This window comes from Pectobacterium atrosepticum, assembly GCF_000740965.1.
GTDB lineage: Bacteria > Pseudomonadota > Gammaproteobacteria > Enterobacterales > Enterobacteriaceae > Pectobacterium > Pectobacterium atrosepticum.
On record NZ_CP009125.1, the window covers coordinates 2896809 to 2922425 of the forward strand.

Below are 25617 nucleotides of genomic sequence, written 5' to 3' on the forward strand. Positions count from 1 at the left end.
ATCGGATAGGTTTTTACGGTTAAAAATGATCATGATTCAGGCCGCAAACGTGCTCGCGCCACCGCCGTACGCCACTGTTGGTAGCTCTCCAGAATGGTGTGATTTGCCGCCGACGGTTCGATAACTTCCACCTCTCTTGGCAGCGCGGCGATCTGTTCGTTGTACTCCCACCATGCCAGCATCTTGCCGCCCAGATAGGCCGCTCCCAGCGCAGACACTTCCGCGTTGTGATTACGAATCAGAGGACGCTGTAATAAGTCGGCCTGAAACTGCATCAGCCAGCGGTTTTGCGTCGCACCACCGTCAACACGCAGAGCGGGTAAAGAGCCCTGTGATGCCTGCTCCATAGCGAAAAAGACATCGGCGACTTGATACGCAATCGCTTCAAGACCGGCACGAGCGATGATGGCAGGTGTGGTGGCGTCGCATAAACCACACAGCAGGCCGCGCGCTTGCACATCCCAATAGGGTGCACCCAGCCCGGATAAGGCAGGAACAAAGAAAACACCCTGATTCGATTCGGCGCTGAGCGCCAGTTCGGTCAGTTGCGTAACGGAAGGGACGCCCAGCATCTGACCAATCCAGGCAAATCCCGAGCCGGTATGGGTGATATTGCCTTCCAGCGCGTAGCGCAGTTCGCCATCGTGCCAAGCGATCGTGGTGCTGAGCCCAGTGGCGTGAAGGTGCGGCGTGTTGATGGTGGTCATCAGCGACGAACCGGTGCCGTATGTCGCCTTGATTTCACCGCTTTGGGTGATGCCCTGACCGTACAGCGCAGCATGGGAATCCCCAATCAGCGCCACAATCGGTACGCAAGCGGCAAGCCCACTGATGCCCGTCACGCCGGTGTGACCGTGTAACGCCGAGGAAGGCGTGACGGCAGGCAGACAAACGCTGGGGATACCGAACAGCGCCAGCAGATCCTCATCCCAGCAGCCGCGGTGAATATTAAACAGTTGGGTTCTCGCCGCGTTGGAATAGTCGGTGGAGAACGCCCGCCCCCCGCTAAACTGCCAGTTAAGCCAGCAATCCACCGTTCCGATGCACAACTCCCCCTGCATTGCACGGGCGACACCGTTTGGCAATTCCGCCAGCATGGCATGCAGTTTGGCGGCGGGAAAAAGCGGATCGACTTGCAGTCCGGTACGGGATTCGATCAGACGTGCCTCAGCGCTTCCTTGTAATGCCTGACAGAATTTCTCCGCACGACGATCCTGCCAACTGACCAATGGCGTCATCGGTTTTCCGGTTTGCCTGTCCCAAATCAGCACCGACTCACGCTGATTGCTAATGGCGACACCCACCACCTGAGCACGGTGTAATGATGACAAGCAAACCTCTGCCGCCTGACAAACCGCACGCCAGATCGCCATCGCATCCTGTTCGGATCTGCCCGGTTGCGGGTGCGTCACCTGCAAAGCAACGGCAGCTTTAGCCAGAATGCGCCCTCTCTCGTCGACGGCAATCGCCTTGGCGTTCGTCGTCCCTTCATCGATTGCCAAAATAACCGGCGTATACATCATCAGCCTCCCGGACAAAGACGCAGTGCCGCGTTGACAATGCCCATCGCGTCCAGCCCGTGATGCGCCCGCATCGCGCTCCGATCGGCAGCAATCGCGTACTGACCATCAGGAATCCCCAGCCGTACCAGAGGAATTCCACTGCCCGCTTCCGCCAGCACTTCCGCAACCAGACTACCTGCACCGCCGTTGACGTTATGTTCCTCGACGGTAATGACACGAGGTGTTTCGCTCAGAATTTCAAGCAATTGCTGAGTATTACACGGTCGAATAGAGGAAAGATTGACCACCGTAGCGGCAAGTCCTTTTTCTGCTAATAATTCAGCAGCCGTCACAATTTCATGTACGGTCGACCCCAATCCGACCAGTGTGATATCACAGCCTTTGCGCAGTACATCGATCTGTCCCGGCACAAAACGATAGTGCTCATCATGCAAGGCAGGCAGTGGTTTTCCATCGAGGCGAATATAGACTGGCCCCTGATGTGCAAACGCATAATCGATAATCTGACGACACTCTTCCGGGCTGGATGGCGCGTAGATCTCAATATTGCCAAACCCTCTCAGCACCGCGATGTCGTCAATACTGTGGTGCGTGCTAGCGAGCGGGCCGTAGCTACAACCCGCATTCAGCCCAAACAGCTTAACGTTGCTGTTGTTGTAGCAGACGTCGACTTTGAGCTGTTCGTTGGCGCGGGAAATCAGAAACGGTGCCGCGTTGCAGGTCACCGCAATCTTGCCGCCGATGGACAGCCCTACCGCCGTTCCCACCATCGTTTGTTCGGCAATCCCCACGTTGACGATGCGATCGGGAAAACGCTGTATAAACGGTGAAATCTTCGCCGTGGAGGTCGAATCCGCCAACACCGGCACTAAATCAATCCCCTGTTCGACGGCCTTAATGAACTGCTCGACCATGACGGTTGCCAGATGCTCTGCGCTACTCATCTTTTAGTTCCTCCAACGCCAGTGCAATTTCTTCGCCTTTCGGCACCCGGTGATGCCATTCAGCCCGCCCTTGAATAAACGATACGCCCGCGCCTTTTTCCGTATTCGCAATCACCACATTCGGCTTGCCGTTGCGAGGCAGATTCTCCAGCGTGTCCACCACCGAGCGCATATCATTACCTGCGCATTCCGTCACCTGTAGGCCAAATGCCTGCCACTTTTCCGCCAGCGGATCCGTGTTCATGATGGAGCAGGTCGTTCCTGCCAGTTGCAGCTTGTTCTTGTCGTTGATGATGATCAGGTTATCCAACTGGTAATGCGCCGCCGCCAGCGCCGCTTCCCAGTTACTGCCTTCCGCCAGCTCGCCATCGCCCGTCAGGACAAACACTCGACGCGGGCTGTTGTCACGTTTCGCAGCCAACGCAATGCCGACGGCAACCGGCAGCCCGTGTCCCAACGCCCCCGTGTTCAACTCAATCCCCGGCGTCTTGTGCTTGACCGGATGCCCCGGTAAATGCGAATCCGGGTGCTGATAGGTTGCCAGCCACGATTCGGGGAAATAGCCCGCTTCTGCCAGACAGCAGTAATATCCGCCCACCGCATGGCCTTTTGACTGGATGTAAATGTCCCGCTGCGGATCCTGAAGGCGATCCGGCGCACAGTTCAGAATGCGAAAATACAGCGCCGTCAGAATTTCCACCTGTGACAGATCTGCACCCGTATGTCCGCCAGCCGGGCTATTGGCATTCAGATGAATAATGCGGCGACGAATGGCGCGGGCTTTGTGCGTCAGCGCCTCCACCGACAATGAGTACGGATTCATACTTCACCTCGCTTGAATTTTTACTCAAAAACGAATATTTATTCATATCAAATCAAAAAAAATTGCGTTTAAATCAGGCCTCGGTATGTCTACCGACATCGCTCCCGCCACAACCCAACGCCCCGTTCTATTTGCTCTTAACTACATCTACGCTTAAATGCTATCGATACTTAATGCATCTACGCCTAACTAAGCGCCTTCCGCCGCGGCCTTCTGTGACACAATTGCGGCCCTGTGCTGCATACGGTTTTGCATCTGGTCGATAATCACAGCCACAATAATGACGATGCCTTTAATCACCATCTGCCAGAATTCACTCACGCCCATCATGACCAGCCCGTCGGCAAGAATCCCGATGACAAACGCGCCAATCAGCGTACCCAGAATAGTCCCGCGTCCGCCCGCTAATGACGTTCCGCCGAGAACCACAGCAGCAATCGCGTTCATTTCAAAAGCGGTGCCCGTCGCCGGATGGCTGGCGACCAACTGAGAGGACACCACGATGCCCGCGATAGCCGCGCAGAAGCCGGAAATTGTGTAGACCCAGACTTTGACCTGACGAACCTTGACGCCGGAAAGCTCAGCGGCACGCTCGTTGTCGCCAATCGCATAGACATGGCGGCCAAACGGCAGGCGACGTGCCACATAGGCAATCACCAGAGCCAGTACCAACATCAGCCAGATAGCGAGCGGCAATCCTAAAATCGTGCCGGAACCAATCAGCTCAAAGCCGGTATTACCCAACTGCGGGTTACCACCTAAGCCTGGGAACGTTTCCCCACCGGAAATCAGCATTGATGCCCCACGCACGATATACATCGTGCCCAGCGTGCAGATAAAGGGCGCAACGTTATACCGCGTGATAATCCAGCCGTTGATGGCACCAATGAGCGCACCAATCACCAATACGACAGGCACAATGACCCACACGCTGGGGAAAATCGCGATGCCGAACATGGGCAGCACAATGCCCTGCGTAATCATGTAACCCGCCACCATGCCACACAGCCCCAGCGTGGCTCCGATTGACAGGTCAATCCCGGCGGTAATGATGACAAACGTGATCCCTAATGCCAGAAACGCGTTGATAGCAATGTGCTTCACCATGATGATCAGGCTACCTGTCGCCAAAAACCCGGGCACCGTGAAAGCAAAGAACCCCAGAATCAGGAACAGCGCGATGAACGTGCGCAGCCTGAGGATCAACAGCAGGATGCTCTCTCGTGAGCGTACAAACTTACCCGGTGATAGCGCGCCCGACGCTGCCGGAAGGTGAGTCGTTTTCATGTCAGAACCCTTGTGCACTTGCTGAAACCAATGCCGATTCGCTGGCCGACTGACGCACAATATTCGCCGTCAGTTTGCCATTCGACATCACCAAAATACGGTCCGATACCGCCATAATCTCTTTCAGATCCGAGGTGGAAAACAGCACGCCGATGCCCTGTTCGGAAAGCCCAACCATCATTTCAAACACATCGGCCTTGGCCCCCACATCAATACCGCGCGTCGGTTCGTCCAGTAACAGCACCTTAGGGCTGGTCAGTAACGAGCGGCCAATCACCACTTTTTGCTGATTGCCGCCGCTGAGCGCCTGAATTTCGACCTCGGGTGAAGACACTTTGATTGCTAACCGCCCAACGGTGCTGGCAACCACCTCTTGCTCTTGTCGCTGGAAGATCGCCATGCCGTATTTCAGTCGCCGCCACAGGCTGGCTATGGTCAGATTGGAAGCCACTGACGAGAGCGGAAAGATGCCAGTTTTTTTGCGATCTTCCGGCACCAGACTCATTCCCATACGAATGCGCTGCGCGGTAGAAAGGCGCGGGCTCACCGGTTTGCTATCGAGATAAATCTTACCCAGATAATCATTCTGAATGCCCAACAGACACTCAAAAAGTTCGGTGCGTCCTGCCCCCATCAGCCCGTAAATACCGACGATTTCCCCTTCACGTACCATCAGCGAGACATCGTTAACGACCTGATGTCCTGCATCATTGAGGCAGGTCAGATGCTCCGCTTCCAATATCGGCGCACCGAACGTTCTACCCGAATGCAGGAAACTGGTGACAGGGTCACCGCCGAGCATTTCCCGGACGATCCACGGCACGTCAATGTCGCTGACCGCCGCTTCCGCCTGAAAACAGCCGTCACGCAGGATAGTGATGTAGTCACCAATCGCCATCAACTCTTCCAACCGATGCGAAATATAGATGATGGAAACATTCTGGCGAGTCAGTTCGCGGATCACGCGAAACAGAATCTCCACTTCGGTTTTGCTTAGCGCGGAGGTCGGTTCGTCCAGAATCAGAATGTCGGCCTGATCTGCCAACGCCTTGGCGATTTCCACCAACTGCTGCTGGCCGACTTTCAGGCTGGCGACTTCGGTACGCGGCGAAATAGCCTGATCGAGACGCGACATTAGCTCCGCCGCAATCCGCTCCTGCTCCAGATAATCGATAGGTGCAACACCCTTTTGCAGTTCCCGCCCCAGAAAAATGTTCTCCGCCACGCTCAGATTCTCGGACAGGTTAAGTTCCTGATGCACCATGCCGATGCCTTTCGCCGCCGCATCGCGTGTATCCGCAATGCGCACCGCTTCGCCATTCAGCAGAATCTGGCCGGACGTCGGCTGCTGCACACCAGCCAGAATCTTCATCAACGTCGATTTACCCGCCCCGTTTTCACCAATAATCACGTTGACCTTGCCGCGGTAAACGTTGTAATCGACGTTATCCAACGCTTTGGTGCCGGGAAACAGCATGGTGATGCCTCGGGTCGCCATCACTATTTCGGGTCGGCTAACCGCATCGGGTTGCATAGCCGCATCTGAACGTTCCATCATTGCGTTCCTCCACTGCTCGCCCCAGTCAGATTTAGCGTCATCGGCACCGCATCGCTGATGCCCTGTTTGGTCAACACCAGCGCCGCCAGTACGTTAACGGGTTTACCCTGCACATCCACATCCACATCCAGCGCCGGCAACGACGCAATCGCTTTGTTATTCAGCGCGCGTGCCAGTTGGGCAAACTGCACCTGATTCTTGAAATCATCAAAGCGGATAAACCCTGCCGCATCGCGAATCGCATTGCCTTTGATTATCGGCCCCAGCTGAAGCGTGACGGCGTCACCTTGGACATCAAGCGTCAATTTTCCTTCGCGACTTTCTCGGTCAATTCCGCTGATCGTGCCCTGAATCCGGGCGTAGACGGCTTTACGTGCTGAACCCTCCAATGCAGCCTGCGTTTTCTTCACATCATCCCAGGACAGCGCCTGCTGCTGTGCCGCAGGGAGCAGCGTTGGTTGCCACAGCGCAGTCGCGATGTTCTCTGGTGTCATGGTGCTATAGCCCGGCGTAGCCGCTGGGTCGGCCGGAATAATCGGCTTACCGTGTTCATCCAGATCGACCACCGTACAGGCAGACAGCAGCAAGGCGCAGAACCCGACCCAGCAGGCACGATATCGTTCATCAAACAACATAACGACTCCTCTATCAGCAGGCGCTAACGCGCCCGCTGCCTCGATTACGGTTTCAACGCGAAGGTGTTGAGTTTGTTCGCGTTAGACTCATCAATCAAAATGCAGTCCATCAGCTGTTTTTCATCAAGCTGCGCCTTGCCGTTCTTCAGGTAGTAATCGGCCTGTTCGACCGCCATCTGCGCCTGTTGCCAGCCGGGTTGCAGCACCGTGGCTTTAATATTGCCTTTATTGATGATGGAATCGCGCACGTAGTCGCTGCCGTCAAAGCCCACCACAATCACATCGTGACGCCCCGCCGCTTTCAGCGCCGCTTCTGCGCCTAGCGCCATGGTGTCGTTGCCGGAAATCACACCGGTGATATCGGGGTTCGCCTGCAAGATGGCTTCCATACGGGTAAACGCTTCCGTCTGGCTCCAGTTCGCCGTTTGTCTGGCAACCCGCTTCATATCGCTATATTGATCGATCACATCGTGGTAGCCCTGCGAGCGGACGTACGCATTGGTGTCCGACTCGCGACCAATCAACTCGACGTACTTGCCTTTCTGGCCCATCAGTGCGACGAATTTCTCCGCGCCGAGCTGCGCACCCTGATAATTATTGGAAACGATCTGCGCCACGGCCACACCGGTTTCATTGATTTCACGGTCAATCAGGAACGCGGGAATACCGGCGGCTTTCGCCTTCTTCAATGGGCCAATGGTGGCATCGGCCCCGGCATTATCCAGAATGATGGCTTTCGCCTTGCGGGCAATAGCAGTTTCAATCAGTTGATTTTGCTTACTAACATCATCGTCGTGCGAGGCCACCAGCGTGGTGTAGCCCAGCTCGGCGGCTTTGGTTCTGGCACCTTCGGCTTCCGCTTTAAAAAACGGATTATCGTGTGAAGGGTAATAATGGCGATCAGGCCGTTATCTGCGGCGAACGTGCCCGCAGAGAGGGAAAACATGATAGCCAGCAGGGAGGATTTCAGACGGTAAGGTTTCATTGTTATTCTCCTATTTGAATATATATTCAATATTGAATTAACATTCAAATGAAGTTTTACAACCAACCGAAAAATTGTCCAACAGCAAAAACAGGAATAGCGAAGCAGCTCACAAATTGTTTACATTTTGCGCGAGGAGATAACGGTGGGGATGAGGAAGAAACAGAAACGAGGGAGAAATTTTTAACGTTGCGTCAGCAACGGCCTGCAGGGTGACGGACAAGGAAGTCCGTCATAAAAATGCGGATGACCGATGTCATCCGCAGGATACGAACTACAGCGATAACTCACTCTAGAGGGCTACGAGGATTTATTCTCAGCGGCATCTTCTTCCGCCTGTTCTTTAATCTCTTCATGCTGGAGCGACAGTGGGCCACACCAGCGCTGTGCTAACCAACTGGCAACGACAACCAGCAGCCAGCTGATTAACGTCGCCACCACCAGATCCTGCGGCCAATGCATGCCAAGCACCAGACGGCTGCCCATGACGCCGTTGGCCCAGAGCATCAGGATCACTACCGTTTTATAATGCCGACGTGCCCACAGTAACCCGACGCCCAGCAGCGCCCAGGTCGCGGCAAACATGGTGTGCCCGGAAGGGAAAGCAAAACCGGTTTCAAACTGCCAGTGGCTGCGTAGCCACTGTGGAATCTGCGCTTGATCCTGCAATTGCGTTTTAACCAGCTCCGAACGTTCCTTGCGCGGCAACGAGTAGAAATAGCTGTCATCCACCTGATGATTTTTCTCCAGCCAGACGACATAGGGACGAGATTCCTGTACCCACTCTTTAATCACCGATTTGATGCCCTGTCCAATCAGCACCGTAATCGCCATAATGACCAACAGGCCGAGAGCAGGCCTCAGACGAAAACGCAGACACCAAAGAAACCAAATGCTCAATACGATGCTGGTCAGAATGCCCCATGGCGATGTCACCGTCTCGGTGATCCAAAAGAGTACGCGCAGCCAGAGCCCGTCATACTCCGGTTGCCACTGCCAGCCGCTCATCCAGATAATCATTGGCATAATCAGTAATAGCACAGCGCCAATGGTTGTTCGTTTGGCAATTTCGTACATAATTTCTTCCCATAATTCAGTATGATGCTTTGCAACAAAACTTTCACAATTCTATCAGAAAATCCGACATGAACTGTCAGTATGGCGTAAAATAGCGCTCAGTTCTGTCAACGAACCTGAAACCAAACCGCGGTCAGGGCACATTCTAATTCAATTTTTGTGACGTTCTTAGACAGGCTTTTTTGCTGGTCAAGCGCGATAGGTCGCAGTAGGATTCGCCTCAGCACTTTTTTGGACACAGCTTTTTTGGACACGGCTTTTTTGGAGAAAAGTATGCAGCTAAAACGGGTGGCGGAAGCCAAATTACCCACTCCGTGGGGCGATTTTCTGATGGTGGGTTTTGAAGAGATCGCCACGGGTCACGATCACCTTGCACTCGTCTATGGTGATATTTCCGGTTCAGTTCCTGTACTGGCTCGCGTGCATTCCGAGTGCCTGACGGGGGATGCCCTGTTTAGCCTGCGCTGCGACTGTGGTTTCCAGCTTGAGGCTGCATTAGGCCACATCGCCGAAGAAGGTCGCGGCGTGCTGTTATACCATCGTCAGGAAGGCCGTAATATCGGGTTGCTCAATAAAATCCGCGCTTATGCGTTGCAGGATCTGGGGGCAGATACGGTAGAAGCGAATCATCAGCTTGGGTTCGCCGCCGATGAGCGCGATTTTACGCTGTGTGCAGATATGTTCAAATTGCTGGACGTTGATGAAGTTCGCCTGTTGACTAATAATCCACAGAAAGTGAAAATCCTCAACGAAGCAGGCATCAATATCGTCGAACGTGTGCCATTAATCGTCGGACGTAACCCGAAGAATGAGCACTATCTGGCAACCAAAGCCGCCAAAATGGGGCACATACTGGATATGAAATAACGTTCCCACGTATCGCTTTGGGATCGCTTGCTTCAATGCCTACAGCCGGTTTTTCACCGGCTGATTTGTTTAGATTAGTGCTTGAGGATGTACATATCTTGCGTGTAATAATCGCCGCGAACATTGGGCGAAAAACCACCGATATACGTCTTAACCATCTGCGGCTGAACATAATAGTAGATGGGTAATAATGGAGTGTCGTTATCTAAAATATCCGAGGCCTGTTGATAAATTGCCTCTTTCTCACTCTTATCTTTGACCGTCAGCGCCTTTTTCAGCAACGCATCATACTGCGTATTACTAAATTTACCGTTGTTGTTGCTGTCGTTGGTTTCCAGAGTATTCAAGAACGTACTTGCTTCATTGTAATCCCCTGTCCAAGATTGTCTGACCACTTCAAAATTACCCGTACGTACGGTATCCAGCATGGTCTTCCATTCCTGATTTTGCAGCGTCACTTCCAGACCAAGATTTTTCTTCCACATTGAACTGGCGGCAATCGCCACGCGTAGATGCGACTCGGAAGTGTTATAAAGCAGATTGAGTTTCAGCGGGTGTTTCTCATCAAATCCGGCCTCTTTCAACAGTTTCTTCGCCTCATCATTACGCTGCTGCTGTGTCCAGCTTGCCCACTCAGGATCTTTACGTTGAAATCCCCCTACATTTTTGGGAATCAAACTGTAAGCGGGCGTCTGGCCCATGCCCATCACCTTTTCAGCGATGACCGCTTTATCTAAGCTGAGGTCTAAGGCGCGGCGAATGCGTGAATCGTCAAAAGGGGCTTTTCCCGTATTGAAACGATAAAAGTAGGTAGACAACAACGGCGAAACCTTCACTTCCTGAGGGTACTCTTTTTGCAGCGACGCAAACTGAATCGGTGATAAAAGCCCTGTGATATCAATCTCGCCCGATTTATAACGATTCAATTCCGCCGCCTGCGAGCTGATCGGCAGATACGTGACTTTGTTAATCACGGTATGCGCATCATCCCAATACTGGCTATTGCGCTTACCGACGATGCGTTCGTTAACCACCCATTCGCTCAGCGTATAAGGGCCACTGCTGACGAAATTCCCAACCTGTGTCCAACTTTCTGGATGCTTTTCAATGACTGCTTTCGGTAATGGCACCAGAACATGATAAGCCGACATTTCCAGGAAATAGGAAAGCGGGTGTTCCAGCGTAACTTCAACCGTATGGCTATCCAGCGCTTTTATGCCCAACGTATCTGGCGCCTTTTTGCCAGCAATAATATCTGCCGAATTCTTCACGTACATACTGGCGATGTAGCTGCCGTAAGGCGACAACGTTTTTGGATCGCCAAGGCGTCGCCAACTGTAAACGACATCATCCGCAGTAATCGGTGAACCATCGGACCATTTAGCATCAGGTCGCAGATGGAATGTCCACACCGTGTTGTCTTTATTATCCCAGCGCTCGGCCAGTCGCGGCTGGATAGTGCCGTCATCGCCCACGCGCACCAGATTATCGAAGAAGTCGTTGATAATATGGCCTTCTACATCGCTTTCTACCTTATGCGGATCTAACGATGCAGGCTCTGAACCATTGCCTCGCACCAGCTCTTGTTTCTCCGCCAGCGACGTGCCAGCAGGAACCTGTGCCGCAAAAACCGATGTCATTGATCCCGCCGCACATAGTGTAAGCAGCAGCGAGTGTTTAAAACGTTTTTTGATTACAGCATTCATATAACCTCCTGTTATATCCCCGTCATTCTTCAAACTGCGTTGGCGTTGTCGTCGGGGCATGGCTGGGCAATAATTTTTACTTATTCCCCATGTAGTTAGCGTCAATACAACATAACCACAATTTGCCGGAGGATACGAGAATTTCATGTGGGAAAAAGTGCGCTGGCACAACGGAAACGTTGCACCAGCGTGGAGGGCTAAGCGAAGATTGCGTTACAACATATTACGGATAACGTAATGAAGGATACCGTCGTTCTGGTAATAGGTCAGTTCATTACGGGTGTCGATGCGGCAGCGGGTGTTGATCACCTGCGTATTACCATCAGCATCCGTGATATTTACCTCAACCGTGGCGCCAGGTGCCAGTTGATTTAATCCCGTAATCGAAATCTGCTCATCCCCGGTTAATTGCAGCGTTTTACGCGTCACACCGTCGGGAAATTCCAGCGGCAGAATCCCCATCCCAATCAGGTTAGAGCGGTGAATACGCTCGAACGATTCGGCGATCACCACGCGAACACCCAGCAAACGTGGGCCTTTCGCGGCCCAGTCTCGGCTAGAACCCGAACCGTACTCTTTCCCAGCAAACAGCGCCAGTGAGACACCTTCTTCCTTGTAGCGCATTGCCGCGTCATAGATCGTCATCTCATTCTGCGACGGAATGTGACGGGTATAACCGCCCTCTTTACCCGGCACCATTTCATTACGGATACGGATGTTGGCAAACGTCCCGCGCATCATCACTTCGTGGTTGCCCCGCCGTGAACCGTAAGAGTTGAACTCCGTGGTTTCAACGCCGCGTTCCAGCAAATATTTCCCTGCAGGGCTATCACGCTTGATGTTGCCTGCTGGCGAGATGTGGTCGGTTGTAACCGAATCGCCCAGCATCGCCAGAATGCGCGCCTTGTGGATATCCTGAACCGGCTCCGGTTCTTTCCCCATATCCAGAAAGAAAGGCGTCTGGCGAATATAGGTCGATTCTTCCGGCCACTGATAGGTAGGATTATCGTCGACCTCGATATCTTGCCACTCCTGCGTACCTTCAAACACTGCGGCATATTGTTTGTGGAACATGCCAGCGTTGACATTCAATACCGCGTCCGCCACCGCTTTCGTCGAGGGCCAGATGTCTTTCAGATAAACGGCTTTTCCGTCACGATCTTCACCCAGCGGTTGTTGCGTCAGATCGACATTCATATTTCCCGCCAGCGCGTAGGCGACCACCAGCGGCGGTGACGCCAGCCAGTTAGTCTTCACCAGCGGATGAATACGGCCTTCAAAGTTACGGTTACCTGACAACACGGCGCCGACCGTCAAGTCGCCTTCTTTTATCGCGGCTTCAATCGCATCCGGCAGCGGGCCGGAGTTACCGATACAGGTGGTACAGCCGTACCCCACCAGATTGAACCCCAACTCGTCGAGGTATGGCGTTAATTCCGCTTTAGCATAGTAATCCGTGACGACCCGTGAGCCCGGTGCCAACGAGGTTTTGACCCACGGCTTGGTTTTAAGACCACGCTCTACGGCATTTTTTGCCAGTAGCCCAGCCGTCATCAGCACGCTAGGGTTGGAGGTATTAGTACAAGAGGTGATCGCCGCGATCACGACCGCCCCCTGATGCAAGCGATGCGTCTCACCTTCCAACGTGAACTCTTCATAGTCAGAGCGGTTCTTCACCGAGCTGACATCCAGTTCCCGGCTGGCTTTAAAGGCTTCCGGCACACCCGCTAAAGGCACGCGATCCTGTGGGCGTTTCGGCCCTGCCAGACTGGTTTCCACCGTTGCCAAATCCAGCGCTAGCTGGCTGGTGAATACCGGCTCATCTCCAGCATTGCGCCACAGCCCCTGTTGCTTACTGTAGGCTTCCACCAGTGCAATCTGTTCTTCGGCGCGGTTGGTCAACCGCATGTAATCCAGCGTGATGTGATCGATAGGGAAAAAGCCACAGGTTGCACCATATTCCGGTGCCATGTTGGCGATAGTCGCGCGATCTGCCAACGGTAGAGAATCCAGCCCATCACCGTAAAATTCCACAAATTTGCCGACAACGCCGTGTTTACGCAGCATCTGCGTTACCGTCAGAACCAAATCGGTTGCCGTGATCCCTTCTTGCATTTTGCCGCTTAATTTGACGCCAACCACATCGGGAATCAGCATCGAAACAGGTTGCCCCAACATCGCGGCTTCTGCTTCTATCCCACCGACACCCCAGCCGAGCACGCCCAAACCGTTAATCATGGTGGTGTGCGAATCGGTTCCTACCAGCGTATCAGGGTAGGCAAACTGTTTGTCGCCCTGTTTTTCGTACCAGATGGCCTTGGCGAGATACTCCAGATTCACCTGATGGCAGATCCCAGTTCCCGGCGGCACGACGCTGAAGTGGCTAAAGGCATTTTGTCCCCAGCGCAAAAATTCATAACGTTCACGGTTACGCGCCATTTCCAACTGCGTGTTATCCGCTAGCGCCTGACGATCGCCGAAGTGATCAACCGTAACCGAGTGGTCAATAACCAGATCGACCGGCGACAGCGGGTTAACCTTGTTAACATCGCCGCCCAACCGTTTCACCGCTGCACGCATCGCCGCCAGATCGACCACGGCGGGCACGCCGGTAAAGTCCTGCATCAGTACGCGCGCTGGCCGATAGGCGATTTCCCGATCGGCGTGACCGATTTTCAGCCAGTCCACGACCGCCTGAAGATCGTCCTGCTCGACCGTGTCGCCGTCCTGATGACGCAATAAATTTTCCAGCAATACCTTGAGTGACTTCGGTAATTTATCGATATTGCCAAGCGTTTTCGCCGCCTTCGGCAGGCTGTAGTAATGGTAAATCTGCTGTCGAACCGTCAGTGTGTCCAGACAAGTGTCGCGAAGGTGTGATGACATGCTTCCTCCCAAATTAACTTGCTATTCGTTATTCTGCATCGGGCGATCAATGAATAACCAGCCTGAGCTTGCGGTCTTATTTAAAGATAACACAAACAAAAAATAACGTTTTTGCAACAATGCCATATGAACGCAGCGATAGCCGTCAGCTATTAAAAAGAGATAAGCCGGAGTAAACACGAAGGGGATGAAAAACAACAACGTCAACGAGCAGAGAATACTGAAGACAATAGGGAGACAATAATCGAGAAAGCGGCCCGAAGGCCGCCTGTTTCAGCATATTAATCTGACGATAATTTAGATATTCCCAGTTGCCATCACAGGGACTTCTTCGTCGGAATGGTCATGGTTTTGTTCCAGTTTGGCAACAACGGCTGTCGCCATGCCGTTACCAATCACATTGGTCGCCGTGCGGCCCATATCCAGGAACTGATCTATACCAATAATCAGCAAAATACCTGCCTCGGGTAAACCGAACATCGGCAATGTGGCTGCCACCACCACGACCGCTGCGCGAGCTACCCCCGCCATGCCTTTACTCGTGATCATCAGTGTCAGCAGAATCAAAGTCTGTTGCGTCAAACTTAGGTGAATATTGTATGCCTGCGCAATAAACAGAATGGCAAAAGCCTGATAAATCATGGAGCCGACAAGGTTAAAGGAGTACCCCAATGGGAGTACGAAGCTGGTGATTTTTTTAGGGACACCGAATTCGCTCAGTGCCTCCATCGTTTTCGGATAGGCCGCTTCGCTACTTGCCGTAGCAAATGCCAGCATACTCGGCTCCCGCAGCAGTTTGAGCAGTCCCCAGGTTGCTTTCTTACCAAGGAACAATGCACCCGCACCGAACATCAGCCCCCATAACAGCGCCAATCCAAGGTAGAACTCACCAATGACTTTGCCAAAGTCGAGAAGAAGCCCCAATCCTTCGGTCGTAATAGAAGACGCTAATGAGGAAAATACCGCCAAAGGCGCTAATCGCATGACATAATCCGTCACCCGAAACATCACTTTCGCCAGTTCTTCTATCATCGACTCCATCGTGACGGCATGTTTATTTTGACCTTTCACAAAAGCCAGTGCGGAACCGAAAAACATGGAGAAAACGAGGATTTGCAATATTTCGTTATTCGCCATCGCTTCGACGATGCTGCGTGGAAATATATGGGCAATAAAGCTTTTCAGTGTAAATCCGCCGGTACTCACGCCGGTATCTACCTGTATTGGCGTGCTTGGGATGGCGAGATTCATTCCGACGCCGGGTTCGAAGATATTGGCTAACAGCATGCCAATAAAAAGGGAAACCAGCGAAGAACAAATAAACCACACCATGGCTTTCAGCCCTATTCGGCCGACGGAAGAAGAGTTCCCCATGCTAGCAAGGCCAGAGACCAATGTTGCGAATACCAATGGCGCAATGATCATTTTTATCAGACGAAGAAAAACATCGGTCACTAAATTAAAGTAGGACACCACCTCTTTTGCTTCTTTTGCAGTCAATAGAGAATGACAAACCCCGCCGACAATAATCCCGAGAATAATAGCCAAGGCTATAAAAAATAATAACCTGTTCTTTTTCATAGTAACCTCATGGTAATGAATAGATTCAGACAATACACATTGTTAGTAGAGTTAGCCGTCCGACTCGCAATCGTAAGCACCTGCGGTTTATCCTATTTTTCGTCGTGTTGTCTGTGTCTTGATGTGATGATAATAATTACTCAGGAATATTATTTATTTTTCTATCACGGATAAGCGGTCTCGCCACGGAAACTATTAAATATAACTACCCCTATTTTGTTACACGCAACAAAAAGGGGTAGTTTAATCAATGTGGCAGTGAAACAGTTTTCTTTCATACCCCTTCCTATTTTTTAATATCCATTAAACACCGGCCTTGGAGAAATAAACTAAATGGACAACATCATGAAAAACACGAAATGTGTCACTAATGAAATTTTTCTTATCAAGAAATTTAGCAAAAATTAATTAACCTCTATAAATCACCCGTCGAAAATCATCACTCACACAGTTAATTTAAGTGTATTTGCTTCAAAAATAGACAATGTTATTTTATTTAACGATTTCCTCTGTTCTATCGCCTCTTCCATCTGCACATCGCGATTTCACCAACCCAGAAGCCCCCTGAACAGTCTGTCGCATTGCCGTTCCAACACGGACTGAACCCGGAAATGTCACGCGCTACAGGATTTTGCTTATCCCTCAGTTAAAGCAGCTCTGATAACACATCAAAATTTGACTTTGTTCCGTCAAAATCGCCCAAATTTCATACGTCAGTCATACATAAGGAGTATTTTGCAAGAAGCCTCACACTCTATCGTTACGTTTTGTTGTAAAAAAACGACATGTCGTCATTCAACAATCATCAGCGCATGTGTTGATGGAAAAATAATAATAGAAAGGGGTTTTCATGAAACTGTTTTACAAAGCTGAAAGCAGTTCTCTTTTTACACACATCGTTTTGATCGAATCCAAATTGGAGTTCAAGCTGGAGAAGGTTAATCTGCGCACGAAAAAAACGGAGCGTGGAACCGACTATACCTTCATCAACCCGAAGGGCATGGTGCCAGCGTTAGAGTTAGAGGATGGTTCAATCCTGACTGAAGGGGTCGCAATCGCCGAATACATTGCCGATCTGGTTCCGCACTGTAATCTTATTGCTCCTACCGGAAGTATGGCGCGCTACCATACGATTGAATGGCTGAACTACATTTCTGCCGAACTGCACAAAACGTTTACGCCGATTTTCCGTCCCGGCACGCCAGAAACGTATAAAGAGCTGTTAGTTGAATATTTGCAGGTCAAATTCCGTTATATCAATCTAGTACTGAGTGAACAAAACTATCTGGTCGCCAACCGCTTCAGTATCGCCGATGCGTATCTGTTTACCGTTATGCGCTGGGCGCAGTCGTTAAAACTGGATATGTTCCGCTACCCTGCACTGGCGGCCTATCTCGACCACATCGCCGAGCGCCCTTCCGTCACTACCGCGCTTAAAGTTGAAAGGTTGAAAGGATAACATGCAATAACGCCCCGAATTTCGGGGCGTTATTCGTTTCACGACAAGCGAACAGCCTGGAAATGATGACGCGGATTGGCAATACCATCCTGAGCAGCAACCAGTTGCAGCTCATATTCATTCATCTCTTTCGTTACCAGCATGACTTCATACACCGCCGCCGTCGTATGCTCCAGCGCTTTATCCAGCGCGACACCTTTCAGCAAGTTGACCAGCAGTAATCCGCTGGTCAAATCGCCCACACCTACGGGCTGGCGTTCAAATTCCACCAGCGGGCGGCTGATGTGCCAGGCATCCGTCGGCGTGACCAGCAGCATTTCGAAGCTGTCTTCGCGGCTAGCCGCTCGGCTAAGGTGCTTCACTAGAACGATTTTTGGCCCTTTCTCACACAGCGCACGCGCGGTTTCCACGGCTTCTGCCACGTTATGCACGGTACGACCACCGAGCAGCTCCAGCTCAGGCAGATTCGGTGCAACAATGTCGGCAGCTAACAACGACTGCTGGCAGTGGAAATCAGACACGCCGGGCGCGACGATACAGCCTTTCTCCGGCGTACCCATAACCGGATCGCAGAAGTACAACGCATCAGGATTGGCGGCTTTTACCTGCCGAACAATACCCAGAATATGTTCCCCTTGCTCAGCAGAGCCGATATAACCACTCAGCACCGCATTACAGGTCTTCAGTTTGTCGATGTTCGCAATCCCCTGCACCACTTCAGTTAAGTGGCTGGCAGGCATCACACATCCTGTCCAGTGACCGTATTGGGTATGGTTCGAGAACTGCACTGTATTCAGTGGCCAAACGTTTGCGCCCATCCGACGCATTGGAAACTCTGCCGCACTGTTACCGGCATGACCAAAAACGACATGTGACTGGATGGAAAGTATATTTTTCATTAGATATGACTTAAATCCTTGCCAGCGCCTGTGCGCCTCAACTTACAAGAAGAAAGGGAGCTCACGCTCCCTTATCGGTAATGATTATGCTTTCCAGCAGATCAGGCAGTAATGTTTTTTACCACGACGCAGCAAGGTGTAGCGATCAAACAGACGGTCGGAAGCGCTGAAGATGTATTCAGGATTGGCCTGTTTTTCGCCATTAATCGTTACCGCATTCGAGGAGATCATCGTGCGGGCTTGACCACGTGACGGCACCAGCTCAGCGCTGACCAGCGCCTGTTGCAAATCAGCACTGTTTTCCAGTTCGATGATAGGCATACCATCTTGCGCCAGTTGGGCAAAATCGTCCTGCGTCATATCCTGCAACGCGCCAGAGAACAGGCTTTGTGTAATACGACGAGCAGCTTCCAGACCCGCTTCGCCATGTACCATACGGGTGACATCTTCCGCCAGCACGTATTGAGCGCGCGGCGCTTTGCCGCTGTTTTTGTCTTCTTCTTCCAGCGCGTCGATATTTTCGAGGCTCATGAACGTGAAGAACTTCAGGAAACGATACACATCGGCATCCGCCGTGTTGATCCAAAACTGATAGAATTTGTAAGGACTGGTCTTACTGGCATCCAGCCAGATTGCGCCGCCTTCCGTTTTACCGAATTTCGTGCCATCAGATTTGGTGATCAACGGAACAGTCAGGCCGTAAACCTGCTTCTGATTCATGCGGCGCGTCAAATCGATACCAGACGTGATGTTGCCCCACTGGTCAGAACCACCGATTTGCAGTTCGACGTCATGCTGCTTGTTCAGCGAGGCAAAGTCGTATCCCTGCAACAGGTTGTAAGAAAACTCGGTGAACGAAATACCGACGTCATCACGGTTTAAACGCTGTTTGACGGCTTCTTTGCTAATCATCTGGTTAACGGAGAAATGCTTGCCGATATCACGCAGAAAATCCAGCACGTTCATGTTGCCAAACCAGTCATAATTATTGGCGGCAATCGCGCTGTTTTTACCGCAGTCAAAATCCAAAAACGGAGAGACCTGACGGCGGATTTTTTCTACCCACTCACCCACAGTTTCAGACGTGTTCAGCTTACGCTCTGTCGCTTTAAAACTGGGGTCACCGATCAGTCCCGTAGCGCCGCCGACCAGCGCAACCGGTTTGTGGCCGGACAGCTGGAAGCGCTTCAGGCAGAGCAGCGGCACCAGATGCCCCAAATGCAAGCTGTCAGCGGTGGGATCGAAGCCGCAATACAGTGCAATTGGCCCTTGCGCCAGCCGCTCTGCTAACGCTTCCTCATCCGTCACCTGGGCAATCAAGCCCCGCTCTTGCAATTGTTTAATCAGGTTACTACTCGCCATCGATAACTCCATTTTTATAAAAAAAGCCGTTACGTTCCCTTTGGGTTTACGCACAAAGCCGTGAGAGATGCGCAGCATACCTGTCTGCTGTCGCATGATGATTTCGCTGCCGCATTACCTTACGCAACAGGCCATGAACGCCATATCGCTACGCAATGCCCAGTCAACGCGAAACCTCATAGGATAAAGTGCGGATGATAGGAGCGCCAGCGTTTAACACGGATATTTCGCGATTAAGGAGCTAAACGATCAATCTGCCAGTTCTCTTCCTGCCGCTGGTAAAAAAACCGGTCATGCAGACGGTGTTCACCGCCCTGCCAAAATTCGACAGAATCGATAACGACGCGGAAGCCCCCCCAGAAGCTCGGCAAAGGAACCTCGCCGTTTTGAAATTTTTGCTTCAATTCCAAAAACTTGCTTTCCAGCACGCCGCGCGCTGAGATTCGGCTAGACTGTTTTGATACCCATGCGCCGATTTGACTGTCTTTCGGGCGACTGTGGAAATATTTCAACACCTCAAGCGCCGGCAGCTTCTCTACGCGCCCCAGCACCATCACTTGCCGTTCCAACACATGCCAAGGGAACAGCAGGCTGATGCGTGGATTGTTTTCCAGATGATGCGCTTTGCGGCTGCCCATATTGGTATAAAACACCATGCCTTTCTCATCATAGTGTTTAAGCAGAACGATACGCTGGTAAGGCTGGCCACGCTCATCAACGGTCGCGACAGACATCGCGGTAGGGTCGGCCAGTTTCGCTTCACAGGCTTGTTTCAGCCAGCGTTCGAACAAGTCCAGCGGGTTAGCGGGAAGATCACCACGACGAAGCCCACCACGAGTGTATTCACGGCGGATGTCGGCGATATCGGCTGGTTGAATAAGAGGAGTACCGTCAGAGGGGGAGCGTTCCTGAGTCATAATATCCTGCTGTCGCAATGTCGGGCCAGAAGCGGGGAAAATCCCATTCTGCTCCCGTACCCGAAAAATCGCAATCAGCAGTAACACTGCAACCGTGCGGCGTCAGTTACATCGTTGCCAGCACACAATCATCGACGATAACCCGTTCACCCCGCTGGATAAATGCACGATCGCCTTTACTCCAGAATGTGTAGGTATCATTGCTATATCTGACACCAGAAGCGGACACCACTTGGGGCAGGATGAGACGTTCACCGTCCAGTAGGAAACTCACCTGCGAAGGCGCTTCCCTCCCCTGCTGTAGCGTAACGGTTAGTGGCATCGTGCCACATTGATAATGCAGCGTTTCCACTGTCTGTTTATGACCAAAATAGCTGCATCCGCTCAGCAGAATCAGCGCTGCCCCTGTCAGCAATCGTTTCATTTTTTTCTCCTGTTATTCTTGTCAATGGCGGCAACTCACGCTGCCGCTCATTCAAGTTTAACAAGAGGATAACGATGAACCTCTCGGCAAAATCTGATTAATCCACGTTAACCGGATAAATCGCACCTAACACCGTTTCCTGACTCGCTCCCGTGACAGACGGCAGATTACCCGGCAATCCCGATAGCGTACGCGACGCCAGCCAGGCAAATGCCAGCGCTTCCATATCATCGCCGTTCACGCCACACTCATCGGTCGTGCTGACTTCGATGCCCGGCAGCAGGGCCGAGAGACGCGCCATGATGAGTGGATTATGCGCACCACCGCCACAAACTAATAAGCGTTCACATCCACCGACCAGCAGCACTTGGTCGGCGATGCTTATGGCCGTTAACTCAACCAGCGTCGCCTGAACATCCTGCGGCGCTATCGGCGGCAAGCCAGCCAACATTCTTTCGAGCCAGCCCAGGTTGAAATACTCACGTCCGGTGCTTTTCGGTGCTCGTAACGCAAAGTAAGGATCGGTCAACATCCGGCGCAGCAGTAACGGGTTCGCCTGTCCGTTTATCGCCCACAGGGCGTCTTTATCATACGGTTGCGCGCAGTGCCGCCAGATCCAAGCATCCAGCAGCATATTCCCAGGCCCGGTATCGTAGCCGCGCACAGGCGCCCCCGGCACCAGCAGCGACAAATTGGCGATTCCCCCGATGTTAAGCACGATACGGCGCTCAACGGGGTGCAATAGTAACGCGTGATGGAATGATGGCACCAGCGGAGCACCCTGCCCGCCATAAGCCAAATCGCGGCGTCGAAAATCCCCTATGGTCGTGATGCCAGTCAAGGCGGCAACGCGGTTGTTATCACCTATCTGCAACGTACAGGGTGCTTCGCCCGTGGGCTCATGCCAGACCGTCTGCCCATGGCAGCCAATCGCAGTAATACCCTGCGCCCTCAGGCCCGTCTCTTTAAGCAGCGTCAGCACTGCTTCGGCAAACAAGATTCCCAGACGCGTATCCAACTGGCCCAGCGCTGACAACGTCACCGCCTGCCCCTGACACATCCCCAAGATAGCCATTTTGATATCCTGCGGTATCGGGTGGCAGTAGCGGGCCTGCTGAGCCACTGTATGTTCGTCAATCGCGGCTAGCACGACATCCACACCATCAAGACTGGTGCCGGACATCACGCCAATATATCTGCCTGATCTCATTATGTAGCCTTTGCCTCTATGGAATAAAAAGAGAACATCGATAACAACCGTTATGTCGAGAATAAAAATAGCACGTTAACACGCTGAATTATTAAATTTTTTGTGTTTTTTGCCACACGGGTTAGGTTTTAACCAAAAGTAGTTTTTTGATAATATTTGCTACAAAAAAAGCCCTTTCTCGTGTTATTTACCCCTCTGTTTATACGCAATTTAAGCGCACTATTATATTCTGCAAAAAAGAGTAAAAAGAGTGGCATGCTACACTGAGCCAGACCATAATTTATTGGTATAACACTGCGTCGGCCGAGGCTGAGCCAGCCCGACATATTCGCTATTAAGGAGTTTGTATTATGATGAAGCGTTTGCTTGTGGTTACCCTTGCTGGTATCACGCTGGCTGGTTGTGCTAATACCAGTACGCTTTCCGGTGATGTGTACAGTGCATCCGAAGCTAAACAGGTGCAGACCGTGACTTACGGTACCATCGTTTCTATGCGTCCGGTTCAGATTCAGGCAGGAGAAGATTCTAACGTTATCGGCGCTCTGGGCGGTGCTGTATTGGGTGGTTTCCTGGGCAACACTATCGGCGGCGGGTCTGGTCGTAGTCTAGCGACAGCGGCGGGTGCAGTGGCAGGTGGTGTAGCGGGTCAAAGCGCAACGGGTGCACTGAATCGTACACAGGGCGTAGAGCTGGAAATCCGCCGTGATGACGGCAGTACCATTATGGTGGTGCAAAAACAAGGCGATACGAAATTCAGCGCAGGTCAACGCGTTGCTATGGCCAGCAATGGCCGCAGTATCACCGTCTCTCCACGCTAATTGTTGTGTGACGATCGCCGCTATCTGTGGCGATCGTCACAACGAATAATCAACTCCCGGAATAAATAACCAATAGCAGGTATCGGTAATCTTGCCGGGATTTAATTCTCCCTTTGCGTAACCCAAATTTAGCTACGCTTGATTCTCATGTAATGCCAATATATTTTTCTCAAGACGCGCAACCAGCAGCGCTAATTCATCAACCTGCTCCGGCGTAATACCAAATAACACTTCACTACGTGTATGACTAATTACCCCATCGACTGCCTGTATTATCGGTTCTGCTGATTCGGTCAGCATAATACGTTTTGCTCGGCGATCGTGCGCACAAACGTGGCGAGTGATTAACCCCTTCTCCTCAAGCTGATCCAATGTTCGGACTAATGAGGGTTGCTCAATACCTATTGCTTTGGCTAGTTGAATCTGCGACTGGCCAGGGGGTAAATGGTATATGTTATGCAACGTGACCCAATGCGTCTGGGTCAGTTCAAGTGGTTTTAATCGATGATCGACCAGCGCACGCCACACGCGCACCAGACGGGCTAAATCAGATCCTAATGGCAATTCCATCACCTTTCCTTATTGTTAGCACACTAAGTTATATCCCTGGATTGCAATCAACTCTGATTTATAAGAATAAAAAACGATTTTGTTATCGTAAAAAATAGAACCTTAACGGAAGTGGATTCTATCAAATAAAAATATTTTAAAAATGATCTTAGCCTTATTTTATTCAATCGGACGCTTCTGCGTTGCTTAAACAAAATTTCACGTAAATAGATCATCTAAGACAAGAAGACTTAAAACAACGATGGCTGATGGGACTCTGCTAACGCATCGGCTTTCTCTGAACGCTGTAACCGTTTCATTCTCTGCCGACACAAACGCAGCACATCCTGTTTCTGCGCATCACTCATTTGGCCCCAACTAAAGCGCTCATTACGATTGCGAAAGCAACCGCGACAATATCCGCGCTCATCCGTCTGACAAATACCACGGCATGGATTAGGGACAACAAAGAGTTCAAGTTGCTCTGGCACAACACCTCCTGCTACAACTCTATTTATTGAAGCCCTGTTCTTTACTGCTGGCAAGCCCAAACGGACAGTCACAATGAAAATAATTAGGTAACCATTGTAATAACTGACGATTTTTTTTACACGCAAGGTAGCCTAAAACTGACCCAGCGCGCTATTTACCCCTCCTGATAGTACGTTTTAACACAAACCTCACTGCAGTGTCGCCTTTTTAGCATCAACCCAACGGCTTGGACTCAACAGAGCCACAACGCTATACTTCCCTTTTGTTGCACTTTTTAACGAGGACACTATGCGTTTACTTCACACCATGCTGCGTGTTGGCGATTTACAACGTTCTATTGATTTCTATACCCAGATTTTGGGAATGCGCGTACTGCGCACCAGCGAGAATACCGAGTACAAATACACGCTAGCTTTCGTCGGTTATACCGAAGAGAGCGAGGGTGCGGTTATCGAGCTGACCTACAATTGGGGCGTCGACAGCTACGATCTGGGCAATGCCTATGGTCATATCGCGTTGGGCGTTGATGATGTTGCCGCAACATGTGAGCGTATCCGTAAGGCAGGTGGCAATGTGACACGTGAGGCCGGCCCAGTCAAAGGCGGCACGACCGTTATCGCATTCATCGAGGATCCAGATGGTTATAAAATCGAATTGATCGAAAATGCCCACGCTGGTAGCGGCATCGGCCACTAATATCCTGCGCAATACAGGTGCTGCATCGGCACCTGTTCTTCTCTCCTCCTCTACCACTTCCGCCATGTGAAATGGCAACGGGCATGCTGCATCTCCAGCCAAAATTTGCAATAATGCGCGCTGCGTTTTGCTAACAATTTAAGAGACAAATGGCTGATAAAAGTGATCTGAACGCCCTGAGCGGCCGTTTTCGTGGGTTTTACCCGGTAGTGATTGATGTTGAAACCGCCGGATTTAATGCGAAAACCGATGCCTTGCTGGAAGTCGCGGCGGTAACATTAAAAATGGATCAAGACGGTTGGTTGCAGCCAGATGAAACGCTACATTTTCATGTTGAGCCATTCGAAGGCGCAATTCTGGAACCCGCCGCGCTGGCATTTAACGGTATTGACCCCACCAACCCGCTTCGCGGCGCGGTAAGCGAATACGATGCGTTGCATGAAATTTTCAAAGTCGTGCGTAAAGGGATCAAAGATCGAGGCTGTAACCGTGCGATTATCGTGGCGCATAATGCCACGTTCGATCACAGCTTTATGGCAGCAGCAGCGGAGCGCTGTAGCCTGAAGCGTAACCCGTTTCACCCTTTCGCTACCTTCGATACCGCAGCACTCAGCGGGCTGGTTTTAGGCCAAACGGTTCTTGCTAAAGCCTGTATTACCGCTGGTATTGCGTTTGACTCCAGTCAGGCGCACTCCGCGCTGTATGACACTAATCAGACCGCATTATTGTTCTGTGAGTTGGTTAACCGCTGGAAACGTCTGGGCGGATGGCCGCTTGCGCTGGAAGAAAGTTCGCTGGAAGACACATCAGCCGAAGACTGAGACGACGGGAAAGATCGAGATCAAAAAACGGGTGCCATAAGGCACCCGCTGGAAAGATTAACACTCGCAGCATAACGACGTTTCGTATCGTCATTATG

At 51.6% G+C, this 25617-nt stretch carries 22 protein-coding genes and 1 pseudogene; 5 read left to right on the top strand and 18 right to left on the bottom strand.

Features of this window, described 5'->3' with window-relative positions; genetic code table 11:
* Positions 1 to 29: 29 nt before the first annotated feature.
* The 8 genes and pseudogenes from GZ59_RS12765 to pgpB form a co-directional block, all read right to left on the bottom strand.
* Positions 30 to 1520, bottom strand: coding sequence for an FGGY-family carbohydrate kinase (locus GZ59_RS12765; protein ID WP_039292240.1), 1491 nt, complete (start codon positions 1518 to 1520; stop codon positions 30 to 32).
* 2 nt (positions 1521 to 1522) lie between these two features.
* On the bottom strand, positions 1523 to 2467 hold the full coding sequence (locus tag GZ59_RS12770) for a transketolase family protein (protein ID WP_011093515.1): 945 nt from the start codon (positions 2465 to 2467) through the stop codon (positions 1523 to 1525).
* The gene (locus tag GZ59_RS12775; RefSeq protein WP_011093514.1) at positions 2460 to 3290 is read right to left on the bottom strand and encodes a transketolase; all 831 of its coding nucleotides are present in this window, start codon (positions 3288 to 3290) and stop codon (positions 2460 to 2462) included. Before GZ59_RS12775 ends, GZ59_RS12770 begins: the two co-directional genes overlap by 8 nt.
* 189 nt (positions 3291 to 3479) lie before the next feature.
* Complete coding sequence (locus tag GZ59_RS12780; RefSeq protein WP_011093513.1) at positions 3480 to 4577, bottom strand: ABC transporter permease; 1098 nt, start codon at positions 4575 to 4577, stop codon at positions 3480 to 3482.
* A gap of 1 nt (position 4578) precedes the next feature.
* Positions 4579 to 6054 (bottom strand): sugar ABC transporter ATP-binding protein, encoded by a 1476-nt coding sequence (locus tag GZ59_RS12785; RefSeq protein WP_173361628.1) that lies wholly within the window; start codon positions 6052 to 6054, stop codon positions 4579 to 4581.
* Positions 6055 to 6131: 77 nt separating this feature from the next.
* Positions 6132 to 6770 carry a DUF2291 family protein gene (locus GZ59_RS12790; RefSeq protein ID WP_011093511.1) on the bottom strand — a complete coding sequence of 213 codons (639 nt, stop codon included), beginning with the start codon at positions 6768 to 6770 and terminating at the stop codon, positions 6132 to 6134.
* Between the two features lie 44 nt (positions 6771 to 6814).
* Positions 6815 to 7755, bottom strand: a pseudogene (locus tag GZ59_RS12795) (substrate-binding domain-containing protein).
* A 300-nt stretch (positions 7756 to 8055) separates the two neighbouring features.
* Positions 8056 to 8832 carry a phosphatidylglycerophosphatase B gene (gene pgpB / locus GZ59_RS12800; RefSeq protein ID WP_011093510.1) on the bottom strand — a complete coding sequence of 259 codons (777 nt, stop codon included), beginning with the start codon at positions 8830 to 8832 and terminating at the stop codon, positions 8056 to 8058.
* Between the two features lie 273 nt (positions 8833 to 9105).
* On the opposite strand from pgpB, the gene ribA reads away from it, so the two are divergent.
* A complete protein-coding gene (gene ribA / locus GZ59_RS12805) occupies positions 9106 to 9699 on the top strand; it encodes a GTP cyclohydrolase II (protein ID WP_011093509.1) in 594 nt (197 codons plus the stop codon).
* Between the two features lie 74 nt (positions 9700 to 9773).
* Here the strand turns inward: ribA and GZ59_RS12810 are convergent, their stop codons facing one another.
* The 3 genes from GZ59_RS12810 to GZ59_RS12820 form a co-directional block, all read right to left on the bottom strand.
* Positions 9774 to 11405 carry an ABC transporter substrate-binding protein gene (locus tag GZ59_RS12810; protein WP_011093508.1) on the bottom strand — a complete coding sequence of 544 codons (1632 nt, stop codon included), beginning with the start codon at positions 11403 to 11405 and terminating at the stop codon, positions 9774 to 9776.
* Between the two features lie 213 nt (positions 11406 to 11618).
* On the bottom strand, positions 11619 to 14291 hold the full coding sequence (gene acnA, locus GZ59_RS12815) for an aconitate hydratase AcnA (protein WP_011093507.1): 2673 nt from the start codon (positions 14289 to 14291) through the stop codon (positions 11619 to 11621).
* A 297-nt stretch (positions 14292 to 14588) separates the two neighbouring features.
* Positions 14589 to 15872, bottom strand: coding sequence for a dicarboxylate/amino acid:cation symporter (locus GZ59_RS12820; RefSeq protein WP_011093505.1), 1284 nt, complete (start codon positions 15870 to 15872; stop codon positions 14589 to 14591).
* Between the two features lie 850 nt (positions 15873 to 16722).
* Here GZ59_RS12820 and gstA point away from each other — a divergent pair.
* Positions 16723 to 17331: a glutathione transferase GstA gene (gene gstA / locus GZ59_RS12825; RefSeq protein ID WP_011093504.1), complete on the top strand. Its 609-nt coding sequence runs from the start codon at positions 16723 to 16725 to the stop codon at positions 17329 to 17331.
* Between the two features lie 38 nt (positions 17332 to 17369).
* Here the strand turns inward: gstA and pdxY are convergent, their stop codons facing one another.
* The 5 genes from pdxY to anmK all read right to left on the bottom strand — a co-directional run bounded on the left by pdxY (position 17370) and on the right by anmK (position 22143).
* A complete protein-coding gene (gene pdxY / locus GZ59_RS12830) occupies positions 17370 to 18230 on the bottom strand; it encodes a pyridoxal kinase PdxY (RefSeq protein ID WP_011093503.1) in 861 nt (286 codons plus the stop codon).
* 84 nt (positions 18231 to 18314) lie between these two features.
* Positions 18315 to 19592: a tyrosine--tRNA ligase gene (gene tyrS, locus GZ59_RS12835; protein WP_011093502.1), complete on the bottom strand. Its 1278-nt coding sequence runs from the start codon at positions 19590 to 19592 to the stop codon at positions 18315 to 18317.
* A 233-nt stretch (positions 19593 to 19825) separates the two neighbouring features.
* Positions 19826 to 20509: a pyridoxamine 5'-phosphate oxidase gene (pdxH, locus tag GZ59_RS12840; RefSeq protein WP_011093501.1), complete on the bottom strand. Its 684-nt coding sequence runs from the start codon at positions 20507 to 20509 to the stop codon at positions 19826 to 19828.
* Positions 20510 to 20615: 106 nt separating this feature from the next.
* A complete protein-coding gene (locus GZ59_RS12845) occupies positions 20616 to 20933 on the bottom strand; it encodes an MliC family protein (RefSeq protein WP_011093500.1) in 318 nt (105 codons plus the stop codon).
* 97 nt (positions 20934 to 21030) lie between these two features.
* Positions 21031 to 22143: an anhydro-N-acetylmuramic acid kinase gene (gene anmK, locus GZ59_RS12850; protein ID WP_011093499.1), complete on the bottom strand. Its 1113-nt coding sequence runs from the start codon at positions 22141 to 22143 to the stop codon at positions 21031 to 21033.
* Positions 22144 to 22493: 350 nt separating this feature from the next.
* Between anmK and GZ59_RS12855 the strand changes: the two genes are divergently transcribed.
* Positions 22494 to 22961, top strand: a complete 468-nt coding sequence (locus tag GZ59_RS12855) for an outer membrane lipoprotein (protein ID WP_005972534.1) — start codon at positions 22494 to 22496, stop codon at positions 22959 to 22961.
* Positions 22962 to 23093: 132 nt separating this feature from the next.
* On the opposite strand, the gene slyA is transcribed toward GZ59_RS12855, so the two are convergent.
* Both slyA and GZ59_RS22985 read right to left on the bottom strand, forming a co-directional pair.
* Positions 23094 to 23531, bottom strand: a complete 438-nt coding sequence (gene slyA / locus GZ59_RS12860) for a transcriptional regulator SlyA (RefSeq protein ID WP_011093498.1) — start codon at positions 23529 to 23531, stop codon at positions 23094 to 23096.
* A gap of 230 nt (positions 23532 to 23761) precedes the next feature.
* On the bottom strand, positions 23762 to 24001 hold the full coding sequence (locus tag GZ59_RS22985; protein WP_071598504.1) for a DUF1289 domain-containing protein: 240 nt from the start codon (positions 23999 to 24001) through the stop codon (positions 23762 to 23764).
* A 289-nt stretch (positions 24002 to 24290) separates the two neighbouring features.
* On the opposite strand from GZ59_RS22985, the gene gloA reads away from it, so the two are divergent.
* Together gloA and rnt are read left to right on the top strand one after the other, a co-directional pair.
* The gene (gloA, locus tag GZ59_RS12865; protein ID WP_011093496.1) at positions 24291 to 24698 is read left to right on the top strand and encodes a lactoylglutathione lyase; all 408 of its coding nucleotides are present in this window, start codon (positions 24291 to 24293) and stop codon (positions 24696 to 24698) included.
* A 149-nt stretch (positions 24699 to 24847) separates the two neighbouring features.
* Positions 24848 to 25519 carry a ribonuclease T gene (gene rnt / locus GZ59_RS12870; protein WP_011093495.1) on the top strand — a complete coding sequence of 224 codons (672 nt, stop codon included), beginning with the start codon at positions 24848 to 24850 and terminating at the stop codon, positions 25517 to 25519.
* Positions 25520 to 25617: the final 98 nt, after the last annotated feature.

What these genes read in the sequence shown, in the direction of transcription:
- GZ59_RS12765 (WP_039292240.1), bottom strand. Translation starts at nt 1,520, where the DNA reads ATGTATACGCCGGTTATTTTGGCAATCGATGAAGGGACGACGAACGCC.
- GZ59_RS12770 (WP_011093515.1), bottom strand. Translation starts at nt 2,467, where the DNA reads ATGAGTAGCGCAGAGCATCTGGCAACCGTCATGGTCGAGCAGTTCATT.
- GZ59_RS12775 (WP_011093514.1), bottom strand. Translation starts at nt 3,290, where the DNA reads ATGAATCCGTACTCATTGTCGGTGGAGGCGCTGACGCACAAAGCCCGC.
- GZ59_RS12780 (WP_011093513.1), bottom strand. Translation starts at nt 4,577, where the DNA reads ATGAAAACGACTCACCTTCCGGCAGCGTCGGGCGCGCTATCACCGGGT.
- GZ59_RS12785 (WP_173361628.1), bottom strand. Translation starts at nt 6,054, where the DNA reads ATGCTGTTTCCCGGCACCAAAGCGTTGGATAACGTCGATTACAACGTT.
- GZ59_RS12790 (WP_011093511.1), bottom strand. Translation starts at nt 6,770, where the DNA reads ATGTTGTTTGATGAACGATATCGTGCCTGCTGGGTCGGGTTCTGCGCC.
- pgpB (WP_011093510.1), bottom strand. Translation starts at nt 8,832, where the DNA reads ATGTACGAAATTGCCAAACGAACAACCATTGGCGCTGTGCTATTACTG.
- ribA (WP_011093509.1), top strand. Translation starts at nt 9,106, where the DNA reads ATGCAGCTAAAACGGGTGGCGGAAGCCAAATTACCCACTCCGTGGGGC.
- GZ59_RS12810 (WP_011093508.1), bottom strand. Translation starts at nt 11,405, where the DNA reads ATGAATGCTGTAATCAAAAAACGTTTTAAACACTCGCTGCTGCTTACA.
- acnA (WP_011093507.1), bottom strand. Translation starts at nt 14,291, where the DNA reads ATGTCATCACACCTTCGCGACACTTGTCTGGACACACTGACGGTTCGA.
- GZ59_RS12820 (WP_011093505.1), bottom strand. Translation starts at nt 15,872, where the DNA reads ATGAAAAAGAACAGGTTATTATTTTTTATAGCCTTGGCTATTATTCTC.
- gstA (WP_011093504.1), top strand. Translation starts at nt 16,723, where the DNA reads ATGAAACTGTTTTACAAAGCTGAAAGCAGTTCTCTTTTTACACACATC.
- pdxY (WP_011093503.1), bottom strand. Translation starts at nt 18,230, where the DNA reads ATGAAAAATATACTTTCCATCCAGTCACATGTCGTTTTTGGTCATGCC.
- tyrS (WP_011093502.1), bottom strand. Translation starts at nt 19,592, where the DNA reads ATGGCGAGTAGTAACCTGATTAAACAATTGCAAGAGCGGGGCTTGATT.
- pdxH (WP_011093501.1), bottom strand. Translation starts at nt 20,509, where the DNA reads ATGACTCAGGAACGCTCCCCCTCTGACGGTACTCCTCTTATTCAACCA.
- GZ59_RS12845 (WP_011093500.1), bottom strand. Translation starts at nt 20,933, where the DNA reads ATGAAACGATTGCTGACAGGGGCAGCGCTGATTCTGCTGAGCGGATGC.
- anmK (WP_011093499.1), bottom strand. Translation starts at nt 22,143, where the DNA reads ATGAGATCAGGCAGATATATTGGCGTGATGTCCGGCACCAGTCTTGAT.
- GZ59_RS12855 (WP_005972534.1), top strand. Translation starts at nt 22,494, where the DNA reads ATGATGAAGCGTTTGCTTGTGGTTACCCTTGCTGGTATCACGCTGGCT.
- slyA (WP_011093498.1), bottom strand. Translation starts at nt 23,531, where the DNA reads ATGGAATTGCCATTAGGATCTGATTTAGCCCGTCTGGTGCGCGTGTGG.
- gloA (WP_011093496.1), top strand. Translation starts at nt 24,291, where the DNA reads ATGCGTTTACTTCACACCATGCTGCGTGTTGGCGATTTACAACGTTCT.
- rnt (WP_011093495.1), top strand. Translation starts at nt 24,848, where the DNA reads ATGGCTGATAAAAGTGATCTGAACGCCCTGAGCGGCCGTTTTCGTGGG.